We start from the raw sequence: 17,840 nt of genomic DNA, 5'->3' as shown, positions 1-17,840 counted from the left end.
GTCCGGGGAGCAATGGTATTGCTCCCCCACATCAGTTCGATAAAACGTTGCAATCCTGGCCATGCGACCACCCAGGCACATTAATGTAGTAGCGTACTGCTTTGCCGACGCCGTGGCTCCACAGTTGCCCGCCCGCGACCATCTCCGAAAGGTCGCGTGTTGCTGTGGCCTTTGAGATACCGGTCATCTTCATGTACTTGTCGACGTTCAAGCCACCCAAGAAGCCACCGTCCCCGTCATCGAGCAAGCGCTGTAGCACCTTGCGCTGCCGCTCATGAAGTCCGCTGCCCTCGTGCTTCTCCCAAAAACGCCTCTTCTCGATTGCCTGGTCAATAGTGTGGCTCGCGGCATGACAGGCGGCCGTACATTGGCGCGCAAACCACTGTACCCACGCCGTGACATTGGTGTCGCCACACTGAGCTTGGTTAAGGGCATCGTAGTACGCCGAGCGCGAGGTGAGTAACTGGCGCGAAAGGCTATAGAGGCGCACCGGTTGTCGCAAATGCTGTGCCATGGCTATGTCAGCGATGGCTCTCCCAATGCGGCCGTTACCGTCCTCAAACGGGTGGATGCTCTCGAACCACAGGTGTGCGATGGCGGCACGGGCGAAGCCATCGATCGTCTTGCTGCCCGTTGGCTGCAAAGGCGATGTCTCAGCAAACCACGTGAGGAAGCGCTGCATTTGCGCCGGCACGTCCTTGGATGGCGGTGCTTCGTAATGCACCACTTCACGGCCGAGCGGACCGCTCACGATCTGCATCGGGTCGTCATGATCGCGATATCGGCCGACGACGATGCGGTGAATGCCGGACGTGCCACCAGGAAACAACGCCGATTGCCACCGGCACAAGCGACCCTCATCGAGAGGCATGTCAAACTCTGTCGTGGCATCGCTAATAACCTCAACCAGGCCATCAACATGGCGGTTGGAGGCTCCCGACGTTGAAAGCCCGAGTCGCCGCATCACGGATGACCGGACCACATCGAGCGACAAACGCTCTCCTTCTATGGCGGCGGTGGCCAGCACCTCATCCGATAGCGCATCCAGTGCGACTTGACTGGTACTTCCAAGGCTGATGGCCGTAGCCTTGCCCTCGACTACACCGTGCATCCGGTAGGCCTCCGCCAAGTCAGGTGCGGTTATCTGCGCGTTGTAGGCGAGATCAGGCCATGCAGCCCGACGCCAGATCCAGGTGGATTTCGTGTTCATGAGCCACAATCTACCATATTCGGCTCATATTATGAGCCGATTCTTCAGAATTGCGGCTCACGCAATCGCCTGCAAACAACGATAGCCAGGCTCTTGGGCTCCATTTTAACTAACAGTATTTTCCAATCCTAGGCTGAAACTGTCATGCGGAGTAGAGAAATTGGATCGATAATTAGTTGTAACGGCCCGATAACCCAGATAGGGGAGTTACCATCTGGCTTTCTGAAAACTTCGATTTTTTCATGTAAAACTTCCTCTCTTTTGTTTGGAGAAAATTCTACTTTCAATCTCTTTCAATTTGTGGGGGGATTACCTCCTACATGATATTGTGTTGGTTTAATATGTCACAATTCATCCTTTCTTCTTTTTCTCCACCCCCACATTTCTTTGGCGGATGGATAAGGATCTATAACTATAAATGTATTTACAATGCGCTGTGGCTGGCTTTCTGGCAGTCAATTTTTTTATTTCAACGGTTCAAGCCAAAACAATTTGTACGGCTATTGCCGATGCTAAAACGGGTAAGATAGTCCTGGAAGAAGGGAACTGCAGTGCTCGATTCACGCCTGCATCGACATTCAAAATCGCCTTAAGTGTGATGGGATACGATTGTGGTTTTCTCAAAGATACACATTCGCCAACGCTTCCATTCAAGAAAGGTTACGTGGAATGGGGAGGGGATAACTGGCGTCAGCCCACAGATGCAACCAGGTGGATGAAATATTCGGTGGTTTGGTTCTCACAGCAGGTTACGCAATTTCTCGGGCAGGATCGTTTACAGCAATATGCAACCCAATTCGGCTATGGAAATGCCGATTTCGGTGGGGATCCCGGTAAGAATAACGGCCTTGAGCGAGCTTGGATCAGCTCTTCATTAAAAATATCGCCATTAGAGCAACTTGCATTTCTTCGGAAACTTGTTAATCGGCAGCTTCCTGTGAGTGCGAATGCTTTCGACATGACGAGCCGCATCGTTGAAAAAATCGCACTGCCAAGCGGTTGGGATGTACAAGGCAAAACAGGTATGGCATATCCGCGGCAAGCTAATGGTGATTTTGATGAGGAACACCCTTGGGGCTGGTTTGTTGGCTGGGCTACAAAAGGCGACCACACTTTAGTGTTTGCGCGGCTCATTCAGGACGATAAAAAAGAGCTAGGCACAGCTGGAGTACGGTCACGCGAGGCTTTTTTGATGCAACTGCCTTCCTTGTTGGCGGATTCTTTCGTCAAGCAAACAAAGTGAGGGTTGTTCGCGCAACGATTGATTCACTTCATCAGTTTCATGCAACACCGAAATTAAATGGTCCAACCAGCGGCCAATGTCTGGCCCCTCAGTTCAGTAGCACGGACAGGATCGAGCCGATTACTAAACAAGGCCTTATTCCTGACGACTTGACATCAGACTAAGTTGTCGCCAATCGGATGGCCAACTTCCAACGCAAACGTATCAATTTTAAATCGCTGTTGCCCCCTACACCATAATCGATTCCGGACCCATCTTGGGTGTGGTACGAGCACTCAATAGCTACCGAATGTATTCGTGCTAACTTTAGCTATAATCTATCCTGTTCATTCACGCACAGGTGACCACCGTCGGGCCGTATGGACCAATGCCAATGTAAACTATGCAGGATGCCATCCATCCTGTCTAATTGGCATATTTCTGAACTTCAAATAGAGCTGATTATGGACAACAAAATAACAGCAACGATTGCCTATCGCGACTGCTCGAGAGGAACCGGGGCGTTTTGGGATCACCACAGAATTCAGTCTATCACTGGTGGGCGGACTATTGCTGCGACCCCAGAACCAAGTGCAAATACCTCCCCAATAGAGATTCAGGCAAGCTATACAACAGATAACGTAAACCATAAAGGTCATTATTGCGAAAATCGCCTACCAAAAGGAATGCCAAAACAGAGTCGACAAGGCTGGGGACTTCTTATTGTTCCCGGGGGGAACTGGTCATTAAGGGGAGAGCTTCCTGAACCAGCTACAGCGCATATGCCTAAAAAAAATGATTCTGAGGCGCAAAGGCGTTACGATGCGCGTGAAGCATTTGAGCATGAGTTATTACGCGATGCAATAAGAAGAGGGCGACCAATACTAGCTATTTGTCATGGGTCAGCAAGGCTCTTGGAGGTCTTTGGCGGAGTTACACGCTGTGTGAAGCCGAAGACGCACCAGTCACGTCAAATGCTTTACCTGTGCAAAGATGGCTCGGTCGCTAATGTCTGTGATCAGCATGATATAAAGTTTATTAAGTCAAAACACTCTCTGCTGAAGAGGATGGTTCTTTGGGAAAGAACGCCAGCCACTCCGCCCGTAAGAGGGGGCTGGAAAAAGAATAAAAATCATATAAGCCTGCCAGATAAAGTAAATAGCATGCATTGGAGCGTGGCGGCTGAAAAAAATGGGGTTTCTGTAGAATCAAGCTTCTCTCCAGTACCAGAATTTGAATTGCGCCGATATAAAATTCATTCCGAAAAAGATGCAAGAGCCGAAGGTACCCAAGTTTCTCGGCTGGCCAACTTAGTTGTGACAGTCCGTGCTCAAAAGCACTCGAACTGTTATGTACAAGAATCGCCTAAAACTAAAGCAAGTACTTTATCTAAAGAATACCCTGAATATCCTGCTGAAGCTTTTGAGACGCGGTATGGTGCTCCCACTATGGGAGTGCAGTGGCATCCGGAAGCTTATGAAATTCCAGAAAAAGGAAAATCCACTGCAAATAGAACAACAAAAGATACGATGGGCTTTCACCATAAACTAATTTTGTATTTTGCCCAAGCAGGATGGGCATATGGAATGCGGGTTCAGGCTGTTAATGAGATTAAGAAAGCCGCATTGAGTAAGGCTTATGTAAAAAGCAGGAATGCCGCTGACCTCCTACAAAAAGCTACATTTCAAATGACTAAAAAAGTAACTGCTGTTGAGCCGGAAGATTATTTAAGTGAGGCGATATCGAATTTAGCGATTAGTGAGTCCGATGAAGTACTTGACCTCACTTCACAAATGGCTTCCCTAACGGTGCGTAGACTTGCTTGAAATGCAGAGGATGAAAAATAGTCAATAAGTCTAATGCAAGCCATATTTTGATGAACACTACGCATGGGGTTACTCCTTAGCGCTTACGCGCTGGTTTAATAAAGTTTCGTACCTCTATCAAACCGGAGAACCCCACCAGTTGGCAAGGCCTTACTGTACGATCAAGTAAGAACTAATACAGATGATACAACGCATTGGCATATTGACAACTTGCAACTTCCAGGAGTTGGTTTCCTTGCCAAGTATGCTGCTTTTAAGGCGGCCAATGCAAGTGGCGTGTCGATTCGTTTCAAAATGCATATCGATCGAGACCACTACAAATTATGTACTCTCCATCAACCTTGGGTCTTCAAAATGAATCTTAAGTTCTTCGCATATTTCATTGAAATAACCTCCAAGCTCTTTGAAGTTATCTTGAGGTGTATTCAAGCTCTCTTGAATCGAACTCATCATAAGCGCAGGATTATTTTCTTTAAATTCAATATTAAGTTTTTCACATATTTCGCGCAAACTATTTTTAATGGATGCCATCGCTTCCTCACGTTGAGAGTGAGGGGTGCGTACTTCAGAAGTATCTTTCGTGCTATTAATTAGAATATTGACCTGATTGAAGACGTTATTAAAATTATTTATCAAATGTAAAGAGTCAATATCATCTGATGGTATTTGTAAATTTAACTCATTTATATCTCCGATGGTCCGCGTAATTTCTTGCCTAGCGGGTTGAGTATCTATATCAGACGGCGTGTTTTCATCTGATTTAAGCGAATTTAAGAAATTATCTACTATAAGCCGTAATTTCATTAAGAGAACAATAGCTGCATCCTGTGCATTCGTAGTTGCAGTACCCTGCATCGATTCTAAGGTCTGTCTCGCTTCTTGAAAAACCCGATCAAAAATTATTTCCGCATCACTTTTTGTTGTTATTGGGACATTTTGCCGCTCGTTACGTAAAATTTCCCCCAACGGTCTAATGACTGCTCTTTCGAAGTCACGTGCAACTTCTCCAGCAGGCCTGATGACCGCTCTTTCGAAGTCACGTGCAACTTCTCCAGCAGGCCTGATGACCGCTCTTTCGAAATCACGCGCTATTTCTCCAGCAGGTCTGATGAACGCTCTTTCGAGACCTTTTAGAAAACCCATAACTATCTCCTTAAAGAAAAAGATTGCACTGTGCAACATATTGTAATCTGCGCAGGAATGCCGTTTTCAGGTGGGGGCGCCGGGCAGAATAACGGCCACCGTAATTGTAAGGGCATCGCCCAAACGAGTTGTCATTTGCGCAAATGGCATCAGCTGTAAGAGGTTAGAATACTACATTGCCAATCTCGCCCGCAAGCATGAATAATTACTCATTCAATCGGAAACTCTATCATTAGATATATCCTACGTGATATCAAAAGGCGATTACACCTTAGTGTTTGCGCAGCTCATTCAGGACGATAAAAAAGAGCTAGGCACGGCTGGAGTACGGTCACGCGAGGCCTTTTTGATGCAACTACCTTCTTTGGCGGATTCTTTCCTCAAGCAAACAAAGATGATTCATTCATTTTGAATACAGTCAGAAAAACGATAAATTAGAGGCACTGTCTTTAACCAATGAGGTATCAGGTAACCTTAGGTGCCAAGATGCGGAGCTGGCGAATCAGCAAAAAATCTTTAATTTCGTAAACTAACTAGAATGTGGATTATGTTAAATTGAACATATTAATCTCCGAGATACCTTTCCCCCTGAGTATTCGACGAGAAAGATATATACCGCCTCTAATAAGCATCTTTAGAGAGTTTGTCCTTTTTGCTCTCTAATATTTTTTTGACTTGTTGTTCGTGCTCCGAGAGAACCCTCGATGCATTAGTTGCCTCTGCCTTATCTTCCGGTGACGACATCTTGAACACCATTTCTCTTGCAAATTTCAGGCTTGGTTGCATTTGAGACAATAGATTTTCTAATTCCTCGTTTTCTTTCCTTAACCTTTCTTCAAAGTGCTGCCGCTCCAATTTCAGTTTCTCTGCATGTTCACTGCTGATGAGACTATAGGGCGTATTTTTTCTAATAGCGACAGGTTCTCTAAATATAGTACTCTTGCAACGAATCATTAAATCAATTACTTGATCTGTTTGGCGCCAACTTAGATCAGATATCTCCTCTTGTTTGCTAGCGTCTATAATCATTTGAGCCTTTTGTTCTTCCCCTGGATCTTTTTCAGTAGACCATATTTCAATATATTTATGATTAGTGGCTACAGCAAGGAGTTGGCCATCTTTGGAAAAAGATAATTTAGTTACTTCAGAACCTGAACCTTCGAGGATATAAGTAAAGCTATTACTTATCCATTGCAGCGCAACAGCATATTTACCGGGTTTTTTGCTTTCTCCTCCAACAGCAAGCCATTTTCCATTTAAAGAGCATGCTAGTGCTGTGATTTGCTTCAGCGATTCCGAATAATCCTTTCGTTTTGTATCGTGGATTATCCCTACTGAGGTATAACAAATAGTATTAGAATCATTGACCGAAACAACCGCTCTGCTATCGTATAGAAAAATAGGCTCAGGACGCATTGTAGATTTCTGCAAAATATAAGGTTCTGTTCTTTCCTCCAGAAGGCGTGCCCAGAATCCTTTGCCCAGAACATTACCATTCCCTATTAATCCTATTTTCTCGTTCTCCAATCGAACAAGCATATAGCAATTATTAGGCGAGGTTTTTATACAGCTAAAAGAGCTTGATCCAAACTTAAGGCCGCCCTTGAAATTATCGTGTCCTATATATGGGCGCCAAACCACCTCGCCCGCACCTGGCTCTTTGATCATCCATCGGCATGCTACTTTGTCTGAAATTGTAAGAAGGCAGTCTTTGCTTGTAAATAATAAGGTATGAAAACCAGGGTCAGATAGGCGAGCTGGCCTCAGATAAGTCCTAAGCAAAAGGTGCTAGCGTCTCCATGGTGAGATAAATGTTCTTGCAAATTCACTCCAGAGTCATTGAGAATGACTTCTGTTGGTTGTGATTTATTGCGCTCGTATGGTCTCTCAGTAGCAGAAGCAGGTATACAAGAAATTGGACGGCTATATGAGAAAATCCTGAACATATCATTTCTCCATTCTGATAGATGCCTGATGTAATAATATACCAAAAACAAAACCACGCTACCTGCATACGCTGATTCGGCGTAACGAGGTTAATAGGAATGGCTACTTGGGCTACAATATTCTTTGATAGGCTTAATCTATGGTAGAAACTGACCAATAAATATTGGCCAACATCAAAAACGTTATATTCACGCAATATCGAGGCTATCTTTCTAGAACGGTTATTCTCTTAGGAAAGAAAACCAAAGAATTAGCTAGCTGCCTTTTGTTTGGTCCTGGACACCAGAAAAATGGGATTTCAAATCGTAGCATTTCATTCATGAACCAAGGATGGTAGTCAATATCTACAGTTGAAAATATATCGAATTTTTCTGTCAATTCGAGCAGCGCCGAACGGGAAATATAAGATCGCCACAATTTGCCACGTATTATAAATTTTGTACGATGTTTTCTTGCTATATAACGGGCTGCAGCAAAATCATGTGGCCCATCGCAGCATAAAAAATAGCTGTTTATCCCATGAGTGCCACGCGCTGGATGGCCTGGCGCGCATGTGTTTAATGCGAAGATCCGAGGATGGGTCAATTACTACAGTGCTTTCTACAAATCGGCACTGTACCCGACCCTTGCGCAGATCGACCGTAAACTAGCATTGTGGACTACTCGAAAATACAAACATCTGCGTGGGCATCGTCGCCGAGCCAGTCATTGGACTCGACTTTACTTGGCGTGCCCTCTTGGGCTATGGACCAAGGTTGTTTGAAGAATCAAGCCACTTTTAAAAAGCTGGGTGATTGATGGACAAGCGCCGAGTGCATGCGCTTGTCGTTATAAATGTGCTCCAAGGCGCGATGATACAACGCGCTGGCATATTGACAACTCCTGTCAGTAATGCAACTTCCAGGGGTTGGTTTCCTTGCCAAGTATGCTGCTTTTAAGGCGGCCAATGCAAGTGGCGTGTCGATTCGTTTCAAAATGCATATCGATCGAGACCACTACAAATTATGTACTCTCCATCAACCTTGGGTCTTCAAAATGAATCTTAAGTTCTTCGCATATTTCATTGAAATAACCTCCAAGCTCTTTGAAGTTATCTTGAGGTGTATTCAAGCTCTCTTGAATCGAACTCATCATAAGCGCAGGATTATTTTCTTTAAATTCAATATTAAGTTTTTCACATATTTCGCGCAAACTATTTTTAATGGATGCCATCGCTTCCTCACGTTGAGAGTGAGGGGCGCGTACTTCAGAAGTATCTTTCGTGCTATTAATTAGAATATTGACCTGATTGAAGACGTTATTAAAATTATTTATCAAATGTAAAGAGTCAATATCATCTGATGGTATTTGCAAATTTAACTCATTTATATCTCCGATGGTCCGCGTAATTTCTTGCCTAGCGGGTTGAGTATCTATATCAGACGGCGCGTTTTCATCTGATTTAAGCGAATTTAAGAAATTATCTACTATAAGCCGTAATTTCATTAAGAGAACAATAGCTGCATCCTGTGCATTCGTAGTTGCAGTACCCTGCATCGATTCTAGGGTCTGTCTCGCTTCTTGAAAAACCCGATCAAAAATTATTTCCGCATCACTTTTTGTTGTTATTGGCACATTTTGCCGCTCGTTACGTAAAATTTCCCCCAACGGTCTAATGACTGCTCTTTCGAAGTCACGTGCAACTTCTCCAGCAGGCCTGATAACCGCTCTTTCGAAGTCACGTGCAACTTCTCCAGCAGGCCTGATGACCGCTCTTTCGAAATCACGCGCTATTTCTCCAGCAGGTCTGATGAACGCTCTTTCGAGACCTTTTAGAAAACCCATATAACTATCTCCTTAAAGAAAAAGATTGCACTTATGAGTATAGTGCAACATATTGTAATCTGCGCAGGAATGCCGTTTTCAGGTGAGGGCGCCGGGCAGAATAACGGCCACCGTAATTGTAAGGGCATCGCCCAAACGAGTTGTCATTTGCGCAAATGGCATCAGCTGTAAGAGGTTAGAATACTACATTGCCAATCTCACCCGCAAGCATGAATAATTACTCATTCAAGGAAACTCTATCATTAGATATATCCTACGTGATATCAAGTGGGAGAGTCGGAATGAAACAAAAGGATAAGGATCTATAATTTCTTCGGAAACTTGTTAATCGGTAGCTTCCTGTGAGTGCGAATGCTTTCAACATGACGAGCCGCATCGTTGAAAAAATTGCACTCCAAGCGGTTGGGATGTACAGGGCAAAACGGGTATGGCATATCCGCGGCAAGCTAATGGGGATTTTGATGAGGAACACCCTTGGGGCTGGTTTGTTGGCTGGGCTATAAAAGGCGATCACACCTTAGTGTTTGCGCAGCTCATTCAGGACGATAAAAAAGAGCTAGGCACGGCTGGAGTACGGTCACGCGAGGCCTTTTTGATGCAACTACCTTCTTTGGCGGATTCTTTCCTCAAGCAAACAAAGATGATTCATTCATTTTGAATACAGTCAGAAAAACGATAAATTAGAGGCACTGTCTTTAACCAATGAGGTATCAGGTAACCTTAGGTGCCAAGATGCGGAGCTGGCGAATCAGCAAAAAATCTTTAATTTCGTAAACTAACTAGAATGCTTATACCGCCTCTAATAAGCATCTTTACTCTGTATTTTATATGTAGTTCTATTTTTCCATCAAAGTGTGAATGAGATACTTTCATTTATGATTTTTAAGAAACATCTATGTAGTAATTCGTTTTATACGACTTTGCTTCGCATGATTTTGAGAATTTCTTCTTTTATTTATATAAAGTTGCTATTTTTATAGGAGTATATTGATGTTATCAGCAAATGTTGACGGATCATCCCGGCGCTCAAGTTTTACAGAAGGCACTGGTGTAGCAGCTGATGTAAAGGTTCAAGGATTATCCCGGCGCTCAAGTTTTACAGAAGGTACTGGTGCCGCAGCTGATGTAAAGGTTCAAGGATTATCCCGGCGCTCAAATCTTACAGAAGGCACTAATGTAGCAGCTGATGTAAAGGCTCAAGGATCACCCCGACGCTCAAATCTTACAGAAGGGTATTTCAATAATTATAGCTATGATCTTGGCGCAAATGATAAAGCAAATTTTAGCAGTGTTTTTAGTAGAGGTCTTTCTTCCCTTAAACAAAAAGTAGATTTAACCAATGCTAGAAGCCGCATTGGCACATTTTTTTCTTCCATTAAACCAAGTTTACCTGAAGTAGATTTAACCAATCTTAAAACTGGTTTAGATAATTTTAGAAATCAAGCTAGTAAACACTTATCTTATACTAACATTAAAAATAAAGCTGAAGAAGCTTTGTCTAAAGCTGAGCACAATTTTAAAAATTTCAGAAGGCAAGTTATTTATGCTGGAGATAATTGCTTTATTAAGGATTATTTAAGAAAAAGTAATTTAAATAAAATTAAAATCGAATCCGAAACCCAGCTCCGTTTGCTTAAGAGGAAATATAAGTTAAAGATGTTTCCATCTAAAAACAAGAGGGATTTTGAGAGCGGCATAAGAAATTGGATAGAAAAAATACCTCCATCTCCTCAAAAAATACTCCGTAGAGCAATTGAGGAAGAGCTTAAAATAGCAATGACAAATAATCTTAATTATATAAATGCCGATAATATTGTTAAAAGAATTGAAAAATATATCTCGACTAATCAGAGAGCAGCTGTTGAAAATGAATTTAAAAATCAGGATTTGAATAATATTTTGGCGTATCTTCCAAAAGTAGAATGTTTGAGATATAGTGATGGTCGCTCAGTTTCTTTTGGGGAAGATGACCCTGGGAAAGATGACCTATTTAATACAGAAGATAAAGATCTTTTATATTTTAATCAGAAAGGTCTCTGGCATGATTTAAGAGGCTTAAATCTTTCTGTCAGAAATTCTTATCGAGACTCATTTGGTTTAGAAATTCTCGAGCCAGATGATGAACTGTCACAAACTCACCGTATATCAAGAAGTAATTCTAGAAGTACAACCACTACGTCGAGGCTATAGATATGTCTAGTACATCTAAAACTACGTCAAGACTATATTTATAATAATTAAATTTAACTTTTTCAGCTATAGCCTTTCCAATAATGGAAAGGCTATAATTTATTTTTTTGGAAAGAATTTTAATCATAAATTTCTTTAAACAAGCATCAATCCGCTCACGCCTAGCTTAGCCATTACCTCAATTTCAAACAAAAGATTGTTGTTATATAGCAATTAATGCATACTGCATTGGCCTTCTCTCCGGTATGATCCTGCCCTTTGCTTATAGATTCTAGCGTTTTGGCTCCTACGCAAATCTGTCCCCAAACACCTCGAATGAGCATATATTTGGATCGCAAACTTTGCTACTCGTTGTGGTTAGCGGTTACTTTGATAATTTCGCCTAACGTGCATGGCGCCGAGAAAAAAATTTGCTTTTCTGCTGAAGAGCGGGCTTGGCTTGAGCTGCGCCCAGTGGTGCGAATAGCGGTGGCGCCGGATTGGGGGCCGATTGAATTTATTGAACATGGCCAACATCGAGGTTTAACCGCTGGATATTTACAGGCTATTACACAAATCAGCGGCTTGCAATTTCAGCTCGTCCCTACTCGCTCTTTGCAGGCATCGCTCAAAAAATTAAGGGCCGGGCAGGTTGATCTATTGCCGGTTGCTTATGGTTTTTCTGAGGTCGATGAGGCGCTAGGCTATGTGCGTTGCACGCGTCCTTATTTTAGCGGCTCAAGCGTTGTTATTACTAAGGGGGAGACGCCGGTAACCGGCGATTTGCGGCAACTCGCCGGCCATGTAGTGGCCATTAGTAATAGTGCATTTTATGCATACTGGTTACGTCAATATCACCCCGATATTAAAATATTACAGGTAACCTCGCCGGAGGCTGCGCTCTCCGCTGTAGCCAAAGGTAAGGCTTATGCTGCTTTAGGTTTTGGTATGAATTTTCATGGTTTAATGAATACAAAGTACCGCGGCGTGCTTTTTTATTCAAGTAAAGTCCCTAATCTACCTATTGTTGGCCGCATGGGGGTGCGAGGCGATCTTGTTTTATTGCGAGATATTTTAGATAAATCTCTCGCTATGCTTTCAGCCGCGCAAAAAGGTGAGATTGAACAACGCTGGATATATTTTTCTCCTCAGCTTACTAAGATGCAATCTACGCCTCAAACCGTGGTGCAGCAAGCGTCATTTTATAGCATATATAATGAAGCGTTAGTGCTTGGGATTAGCTCAATTATTTTTATTTGTCTGGTGCTTCATCTGTGGCAAACGCATAAAAAAGCCTCTGAAACAGTTAAAGAAAAATCCATGTTATTGGCTGTTTTCAGCCATGAATTACGTACCCCGATTAGCGCTATTATCAGCGCGGTTGAAATGCTTAAACGGTTTTCTGGCGACGCAAGGCGGCAATCGCGCTTGATTGCTGTGACTGAATCCACAGCCCAATCACTCTTATTATTATTGAACGATACACTCAATAACGCCGGAGATATATCGTTTAAAAAAACTCCCGTACGGCCCGCCGCGCTGGCCAAAGAAGTGGTAGATGTTGTGGCTGCGCCCGCTGCAAATAAGCATCTGCCTATTTTTATTCAGATCAGCGAGAATTTGCCGGAACGAGTTTGCTTAGATGTTTTACGATTTAAACAAATTTGTGTCAATTTACTTGCTAATGCAGTTAAATTTACTGATACCGGTTCAGTAACTTTAAGGCTTGCAATAGATAAACCTGATTTTGTTGAAAACACCGCTGAACTTGTTTTATCTGTGTGTGACACTGGGATCGGGATTTGCCCACAACAACAAACCCGTTTGTTCCGCCCTTTCTCGCAAGCTAATCATTTAATTGCACGCCACTATGGCGGCTCTGGCTTGGGGCTAGCGATTTCAAATAAGCTAGCGAAACGCATGGGGGGCTATATTACGATTAACAGCGCGCCGAATCAAGGCACGACAGTGAGCGTACGGGTTCCGATACAAGTGCTGAAATGGCATTCTAAGGCGGATGCTAATCAAGATGAAAAGCAGTGTGCTCAAACACAAATTCAACAGAATGTGAAGCAATCTTCATTACTGAGCGTCGCGCATTCGGTGGCCGAGCCACCTGCTGTACCTAGGGTGCTTTTGATTGAAGATCATATTGCCATTCAATCTGTTGTACTGGAGCAGATTACCTTACTTGGCTATCATGCAGTACTTGCTACGCATGGCGCGCAAGGGTTAAAAATGTGGCAAGAGCAACTGTTTCCAATTGTATTGATGGATTGTTCATTGCCTGATCTGGATGGTTACACCATAGCGCGTGAAATTCGACGTATCGAGCGTGAACGAGGTCCGCTTTATCCGCACACTGCCCTCTTCGCTCTTTCTGCAGCTACCGATGACGCGCATCAAATGCAGTGTTTGGCCAGTGGCATGGATGGAGTGCTCAGCAAACCGCTAGAGAGTGAAGTACTACAACGTATGTTGGCTATTTGGGTGCCCTTGCCTACTCCTGCGAATAATCTTGCAAACCTGGCGCATCAGGCCACGGCTTTTTCTAGAGCAAATGATTCGGAAAATATAGGTGAAACGGCCCAGACCTTAAGCGAAGATTCGCGCCATCTCATTACACGTTTTCAACAAACTACAGTGCAAGATATTCATCAGCTTGATGCTGCTTTAAACCAGTGCGACATGGAAGGCGTTGCCCGCTATGCGCACCGGATTAAAGGCTCAGCTTTAATGTTTAAGTTTTCTTCTATTGCTGATACAGCAGACCAACTCGAGACCTCCGCCCGCTCGCGCAGCACGGATCGAGCCCGGCTAGACAAAGCGTTACAGGCTTTACGTGAAGCCTGTAACGGTCAGCTCTACCCGCTAACTTAAAATTCGTAGCCAAGCTGTACACGCATACCTGTGTCTGAGCCTGCTTTTGAAGCAGCAGCATTAATCACCACTTGCCCTCCGCGTGAACGGTAAGTGACGCCCACACCGGTTGCTTTGCGTCCTTTAAAGCTTGCAGTGCCTACGCTTACCATGGTGCGACCTGGGCTAACTGGCCCCATGCTGGGCATAGCCATGGCGGCAGCTACGCCTGAATAGGCGTGGCTTGCTACGCTGTTGATGCTTTGGCGCATTTCATTTATGTTCTGCCCCATTTCATTCATGTCTTGCTGTATTTCAGAAAAACGCTGATCGGTGTATTGCATTGATTGATTAATCGAAAAATTTGTATATTGGAAAAGTTGAGCTCCATTGACTGCATCGGTGCTGTTTGGCGATACATCGCCAGGAGCTACGTTGTGTACTTGGACGGGAGTTTTATTGATACCGCCTAAAGTTAGGCTATCACGTTTATCAGTGTCATAAATCACGGTGCTGTCAGGGTTGCCTGAAGGAAAGGCAGAGATAGCCATATTTTTTGTAAGTCCCTCAAATGCAAGAGTCATTTGTTGCTTAACGTGTGCAACCGTAGCTTCGTCAGCAAGGACGGCTTGCTTAGTTTCTGCAACCGTATCTTTGTCAGCAAGGATGGTTTGCTTAGCATCTGCAACCGTATCTTTGTCAGCAAGGACGGTTTGCTTAGCATCTGCAACCGTATCTTTGTCAGCAAGGACGGCTTGCTTAGTTTCTGCAACCGTAACTTTGTCAGCAAGGACGGCTTGCGTAGTTTCTGCAACCGTAACTTCGTCATCAAGGACGGCTTGCTTAGCATCTGCAACCGTATCTTTGTCAGCAAGGACGGCTTGCTTAGTTTCTGCAACCGTAACTTTGTCAGCAAGGACGGCTTGCGTAGTTTCTGCAACCGTAACTTCGTCAGCAAGGACGGCTTGCTTAGCATCTGCAACCGTATCTTTGTCAGCAAGGACGGCTTGCTTAGTTTCTGCAACCGTAACTTTGTCAGCAAGGACGGCTTGCGTAGTTTCTGCAACCGTAACTTCGTCATCAAGGACGGCTTGCTTAGCATCTGCAACCGTATCTTTGTCAGCAAGGACGGCTTGCTTAGTTTCTGCAACCGTAACTTTGTCAGCAAGGACGGCTTGCGTAGTTTCTGCAACCGTAACTTCGTCATCAAGGACGGCTTGCTTAGCATCTGCAACCGTATCTTTGTCAGCAAGGACGGCTTGCTTAGTTTCTGCAACCGTAACTTTGTCAGCAAGGACGGCTTGCGTAGTTTCTGCAACCGTAACTTCGTCATCAAGGACGGCTTGCTTAGCATCTGCAACTGTATCTTTGTCAGCAAGGACGGCTTGCGTAGTTTCTGCAACCGTATCTTTTCCAGAAAAAGTGGTGGTTTGAAAATTAGAATTTGCTAAAACTGGTTCAATAGAAAGAAAGGGGAATGAGCTATCCTCAGGCTGTAAATCATCTGTCGTAAAACTGTCTGTAGAGATATCACTTTTTCCCAACATCATAGCTGAAAAAGTAGGATAGGGGCTGAAAGCCTTTTTATGATCAGTCTTGAGAAAGGTACTGCTACGGTGCATCTTTCTTGGGTCTTCATTATCTGAAGGTTGACTTTCTACGTCTGATAGCTCTTGGCTAAGAGATAGTGTAGGGCTATGACTTGTCGACATGGTTAAAAATAATTGGCTAATTGATTCTCTATTAGAATTTTCTCCACTACGGATTGTTTCTATAGAAGAATTTAATTTTCCAGATAAATTATCAATGTCAGATTTAACTTTATCTGATAAAGATCTTTCTAAACCTTCATATAATGAAGTTAAGTTATCTGGGGTTAAGTTCTCTTGAGTTTTTTTATTATTGATGGGGCTTATTAGATTTCTTTTAATGATTTCCACCTCTTTGGGTAAATCGATAATATCTTGGGGTAATATTTTATTTAAAATGGTGATTACATTTTCTTCTAATGAATTTTTAAATGTATAAAAATTATTTTTGCTGATTTTTTCTTTCAATTCGTCCTTAATTTCACCTTGAGATTTATTTATTTCACTCAGTTTATCTATTGCTAATTTGAATAAATCGGCATTTCTATTTAAATCAGTTTTATATTGTTTAGTTTCGTCTTGAATTATGGCTGGTAATTCTTCACGTAGAGTTGTGTGTGCTTCTAATGATTGTCCTAGTCTACTATCCAATGTGCGGATAGATTTTGTGTTTTCAATAATAATGCCATCCAATGAGTTAAATTTATCATGTAATTCCTCACGATTAACGGCATCACTATTTATTTCACTTTTTGCAATCCCTTTTAATATTACCGGATTTTGACCCTCTGAAACAAAACTAACTGACTTTTGATTTTTGTCAAATTTAATAATTTTTTCATTTTGTATCTTTTCCTCAATTAAATTTTTAGTGGCCTTTTGCGCAGAATTTATCGTTTCAATAATCCCCGTAAAAACTCTACTCAGTTGACCTACCACTACGACGTCACTGTCTTTCTCTCCATCTTCTACGCCACTAATTCGACGTCCGCTCATTAAAATTGACGCTGGAGTTTTTGGCATTTCATGTGTTCCTGGAATTTCAGGTGCAATATAAATTGGTGGATAGCTAGGGGCATTTTCCATATTTCTATTAATATAAAAAGGTATTTGCTCTTGGGTAATGTGCATAATAAGATTATTGATTTGCCCTTGATTAACTGCATCATTTTCGCTTTTAGCCGGCGCTAAGCCGGAAATTCTCACGAGCTTATTTTCATCAGGTTTTTTTGCGAGCGTAATTTTGTTGAATTCAGGATCATCAGAAATTTCATCATACAAAACTGCCATACTTTTTACTTGACCTACCGTTGCGGCATCGCTATTTCTCCTGCCATTTTCCACATGGATAATTTTTCGTCTGGACGTTGAACTTCCAATTGATACTACATTTTTTTTATCAGCTTCACTATAATCTCCAAGCGCAGTTGAGTTAACTGCAGATTCATGCACTAAGGCTTGAAATCCAAGCGCGGTTCCTATCTTTGCATCTACCTGTGCATGCGAACCATAATGCACTTTTTTACTTTCAGTTTCTAAATCTTCTTTTTCTTGTTCAAATGTTTTTATATGATCAAGAAGTTCCTGGCTATCTTTAATTAAACTATCACCTATTGTGAATAATCTATCATTTTGTGCCGGGTTATGATTGACTTCTGGTGTGGAAGAAGTCACATCCATTCCTTCTAACATAAAAGAGAGAGAAGATGACGAGGACATGCTATCTCTTATGCTTCTTGTCTTAGATTCTGCCTCTACGACTGCTTTATCTGCATTATTTATTATTTGATCTAATATTTTACTACTTGATGAATTTCGTTTTAAAATCCATCTTTTTTTATCTGAAATTTTTGCATCATCAGTAGAGTTTTCAAAAAAATTAGGTTTTTCTGAATCTATATGAAAATTCAGTGGGTCTTCAGCTGATTCTGAGCCTTCCACAGCATAAACTAATTTGCTGTTAATAAGCACTAAACTGATTACCATAAGAAAAATTATAGCTTTATGTATCCACCAGCAGAAAGAGTGATTTTCTTCTGTATACTTTTGAT

At 42.7% G+C, this 17,840-nt stretch carries 11 protein-coding genes and 3 pseudogenes; 6 read left to right on the top strand and 8 right to left on the bottom strand.

All coding sequences use genetic code 11. From position 1 onward, the window contains the following. Nucleotides 1–31 precede the first annotated feature (31 nt). Nucleotides 32–1,210 (bottom strand): Fic family protein, encoded by a 1,179-nt coding sequence (locus MPB2EB_RS04640; RefSeq protein WP_185181211.1) that lies wholly within the window; start codon nt 1,208–1,210, stop codon nt 32–34. A 418-nt stretch (nt 1,211–1,628) separates the two neighbouring features. Here MPB2EB_RS04640 and blaOXA point away from each other — a divergent pair, with 418 nt between their 5' ends. Both blaOXA and MPB2EB_RS04630 read left to right on the top strand, forming a co-directional pair. After that, entirely contained in the window at nt 1,629–2,453 is an 825-nt protein-coding gene (blaOXA, locus tag MPB2EB_RS04635) for a class D beta-lactamase (protein ID WP_185181210.1), read from the top strand. Nucleotides 2,454–2,842: 389 nt separating this feature from the next. After that, nucleotides 2,843–4,258: a gamma-glutamyl-gamma-aminobutyrate hydrolase family protein gene (locus tag MPB2EB_RS04630; protein WP_232534413.1), complete on the top strand. Its 1,416-nt coding sequence runs from the start codon at nt 2,843–2,845 to the stop codon at nt 4,256–4,258. Between the two features lie 321 nt (nt 4,259–4,579). Here MPB2EB_RS04630 and MPB2EB_RS04625 read toward each other — a convergent pair whose 3' ends face one another. The 4 genes and pseudogenes from MPB2EB_RS04625 to MPB2EB_RS08640 all read right to left on the bottom strand — a co-directional run bounded on the left by MPB2EB_RS04625 (nt 4,580) and on the right by MPB2EB_RS08640 (nt 7,933). Then, nucleotides 4,580–5,401, bottom strand: coding sequence for a hypothetical protein (locus tag MPB2EB_RS04625; RefSeq protein WP_185181208.1), 822 nt, complete (start codon nt 5,399–5,401; stop codon nt 4,580–4,582). A gap of 66 nt (nt 5,402–5,467) precedes the next feature. After that, nucleotides 5,468–5,557, bottom strand: a pseudogene (locus tag MPB2EB_RS08645) (hypothetical protein); the annotation flags it as partial. A gap of 465 nt (nt 5,558–6,022) precedes the next feature. Next, complete coding sequence (locus MPB2EB_RS04615; RefSeq protein WP_185181207.1) at nt 6,023–7,069, bottom strand: WD40 repeat domain-containing protein; 1,047 nt, start codon at nt 7,067–7,069, stop codon at nt 6,023–6,025. Between the two features lie 483 nt (nt 7,070–7,552). Further along, complete coding sequence (locus MPB2EB_RS08640) at nt 7,553–7,933, bottom strand: DUF6685 family protein (protein WP_370576581.1); 381 nt, start codon at nt 7,931–7,933, stop codon at nt 7,553–7,555. Between MPB2EB_RS08640 and MPB2EB_RS08635 the strand changes: the two genes are divergently transcribed. Continuing rightward, nucleotides 7,872–8,111 (top strand): group II intron maturase-specific domain-containing protein, encoded by a 240-nt coding sequence (locus MPB2EB_RS08635; protein ID WP_370576580.1) that lies wholly within the window; start codon nt 7,872–7,874, stop codon nt 8,109–8,111. The genes MPB2EB_RS08640 and MPB2EB_RS08635 overlap by 62 nt on opposite strands. 239 nt (nt 8,112–8,350) lie before the next feature. On the opposite strand, the gene MPB2EB_RS04605 is transcribed toward MPB2EB_RS08635, so the two are convergent. Next, nucleotides 8,351–9,172, bottom strand: a complete 822-nt coding sequence (locus MPB2EB_RS04605) for a hypothetical protein (protein WP_185181206.1) — start codon at nt 9,170–9,172, stop codon at nt 8,351–8,353. A gap of 78 nt (nt 9,173–9,250) precedes the next feature. Then, nucleotides 9,251–9,340 (bottom strand): annotated as a pseudogene (locus MPB2EB_RS08630) (hypothetical protein); the annotation flags it as partial. A 241-nt stretch (nt 9,341–9,581) separates the two neighbouring features. On the opposite strand from MPB2EB_RS08630, the pseudogene MPB2EB_RS04595 reads away from it, so the two are divergent. The 3 genes and pseudogenes from MPB2EB_RS04595 to MPB2EB_RS04585 form a co-directional block, all read left to right on the top strand. Next, nucleotides 9,582–9,830, top strand: a pseudogene (locus MPB2EB_RS04595) (penicillin-binding transpeptidase domain-containing protein); the annotation flags it as partial. 332 nt (nt 9,831–10,162) lie between these two features. Continuing rightward, entirely contained in the window at nt 10,163–11,362 is a 1,200-nt protein-coding gene (locus MPB2EB_RS04590) for a hypothetical protein (RefSeq protein WP_185181204.1), read from the top strand. Nucleotides 11,363–11,689: 327 nt separating this feature from the next. Next, nucleotides 11,690–14,221, top strand: a complete 2,532-nt coding sequence (locus tag MPB2EB_RS04585; RefSeq protein WP_185181203.1) for an ATP-binding protein — start codon at nt 11,690–11,692, stop codon at nt 14,219–14,221. Here MPB2EB_RS04585 and MPB2EB_RS04580 read toward each other — a convergent pair. Next, nucleotides 14,218–17,775 carry a YadA-like family protein gene (locus MPB2EB_RS04580; protein ID WP_185181202.1) on the bottom strand — a complete coding sequence of 1,186 codons (3,558 nt, stop codon included), beginning with the start codon at nt 17,773–17,775 and terminating at the stop codon, nt 14,218–14,220. The genes MPB2EB_RS04585 and MPB2EB_RS04580 overlap by 4 nt on opposite strands. Nucleotides 17,776–17,840 lie beyond the last annotated feature (65 nt).

Origin of the sequence: Mycoavidus sp. B2-EB, from assembly GCF_014218255.1 — a bacterium.
GTDB lineage: Bacteria > Pseudomonadota > Gammaproteobacteria > Burkholderiales > Burkholderiaceae > Mycoavidus.
The sequence above is the reverse complement of the archived record's forward strand: the minus strand, read 5'-3'. Positions and strand labels throughout refer to the sequence as shown.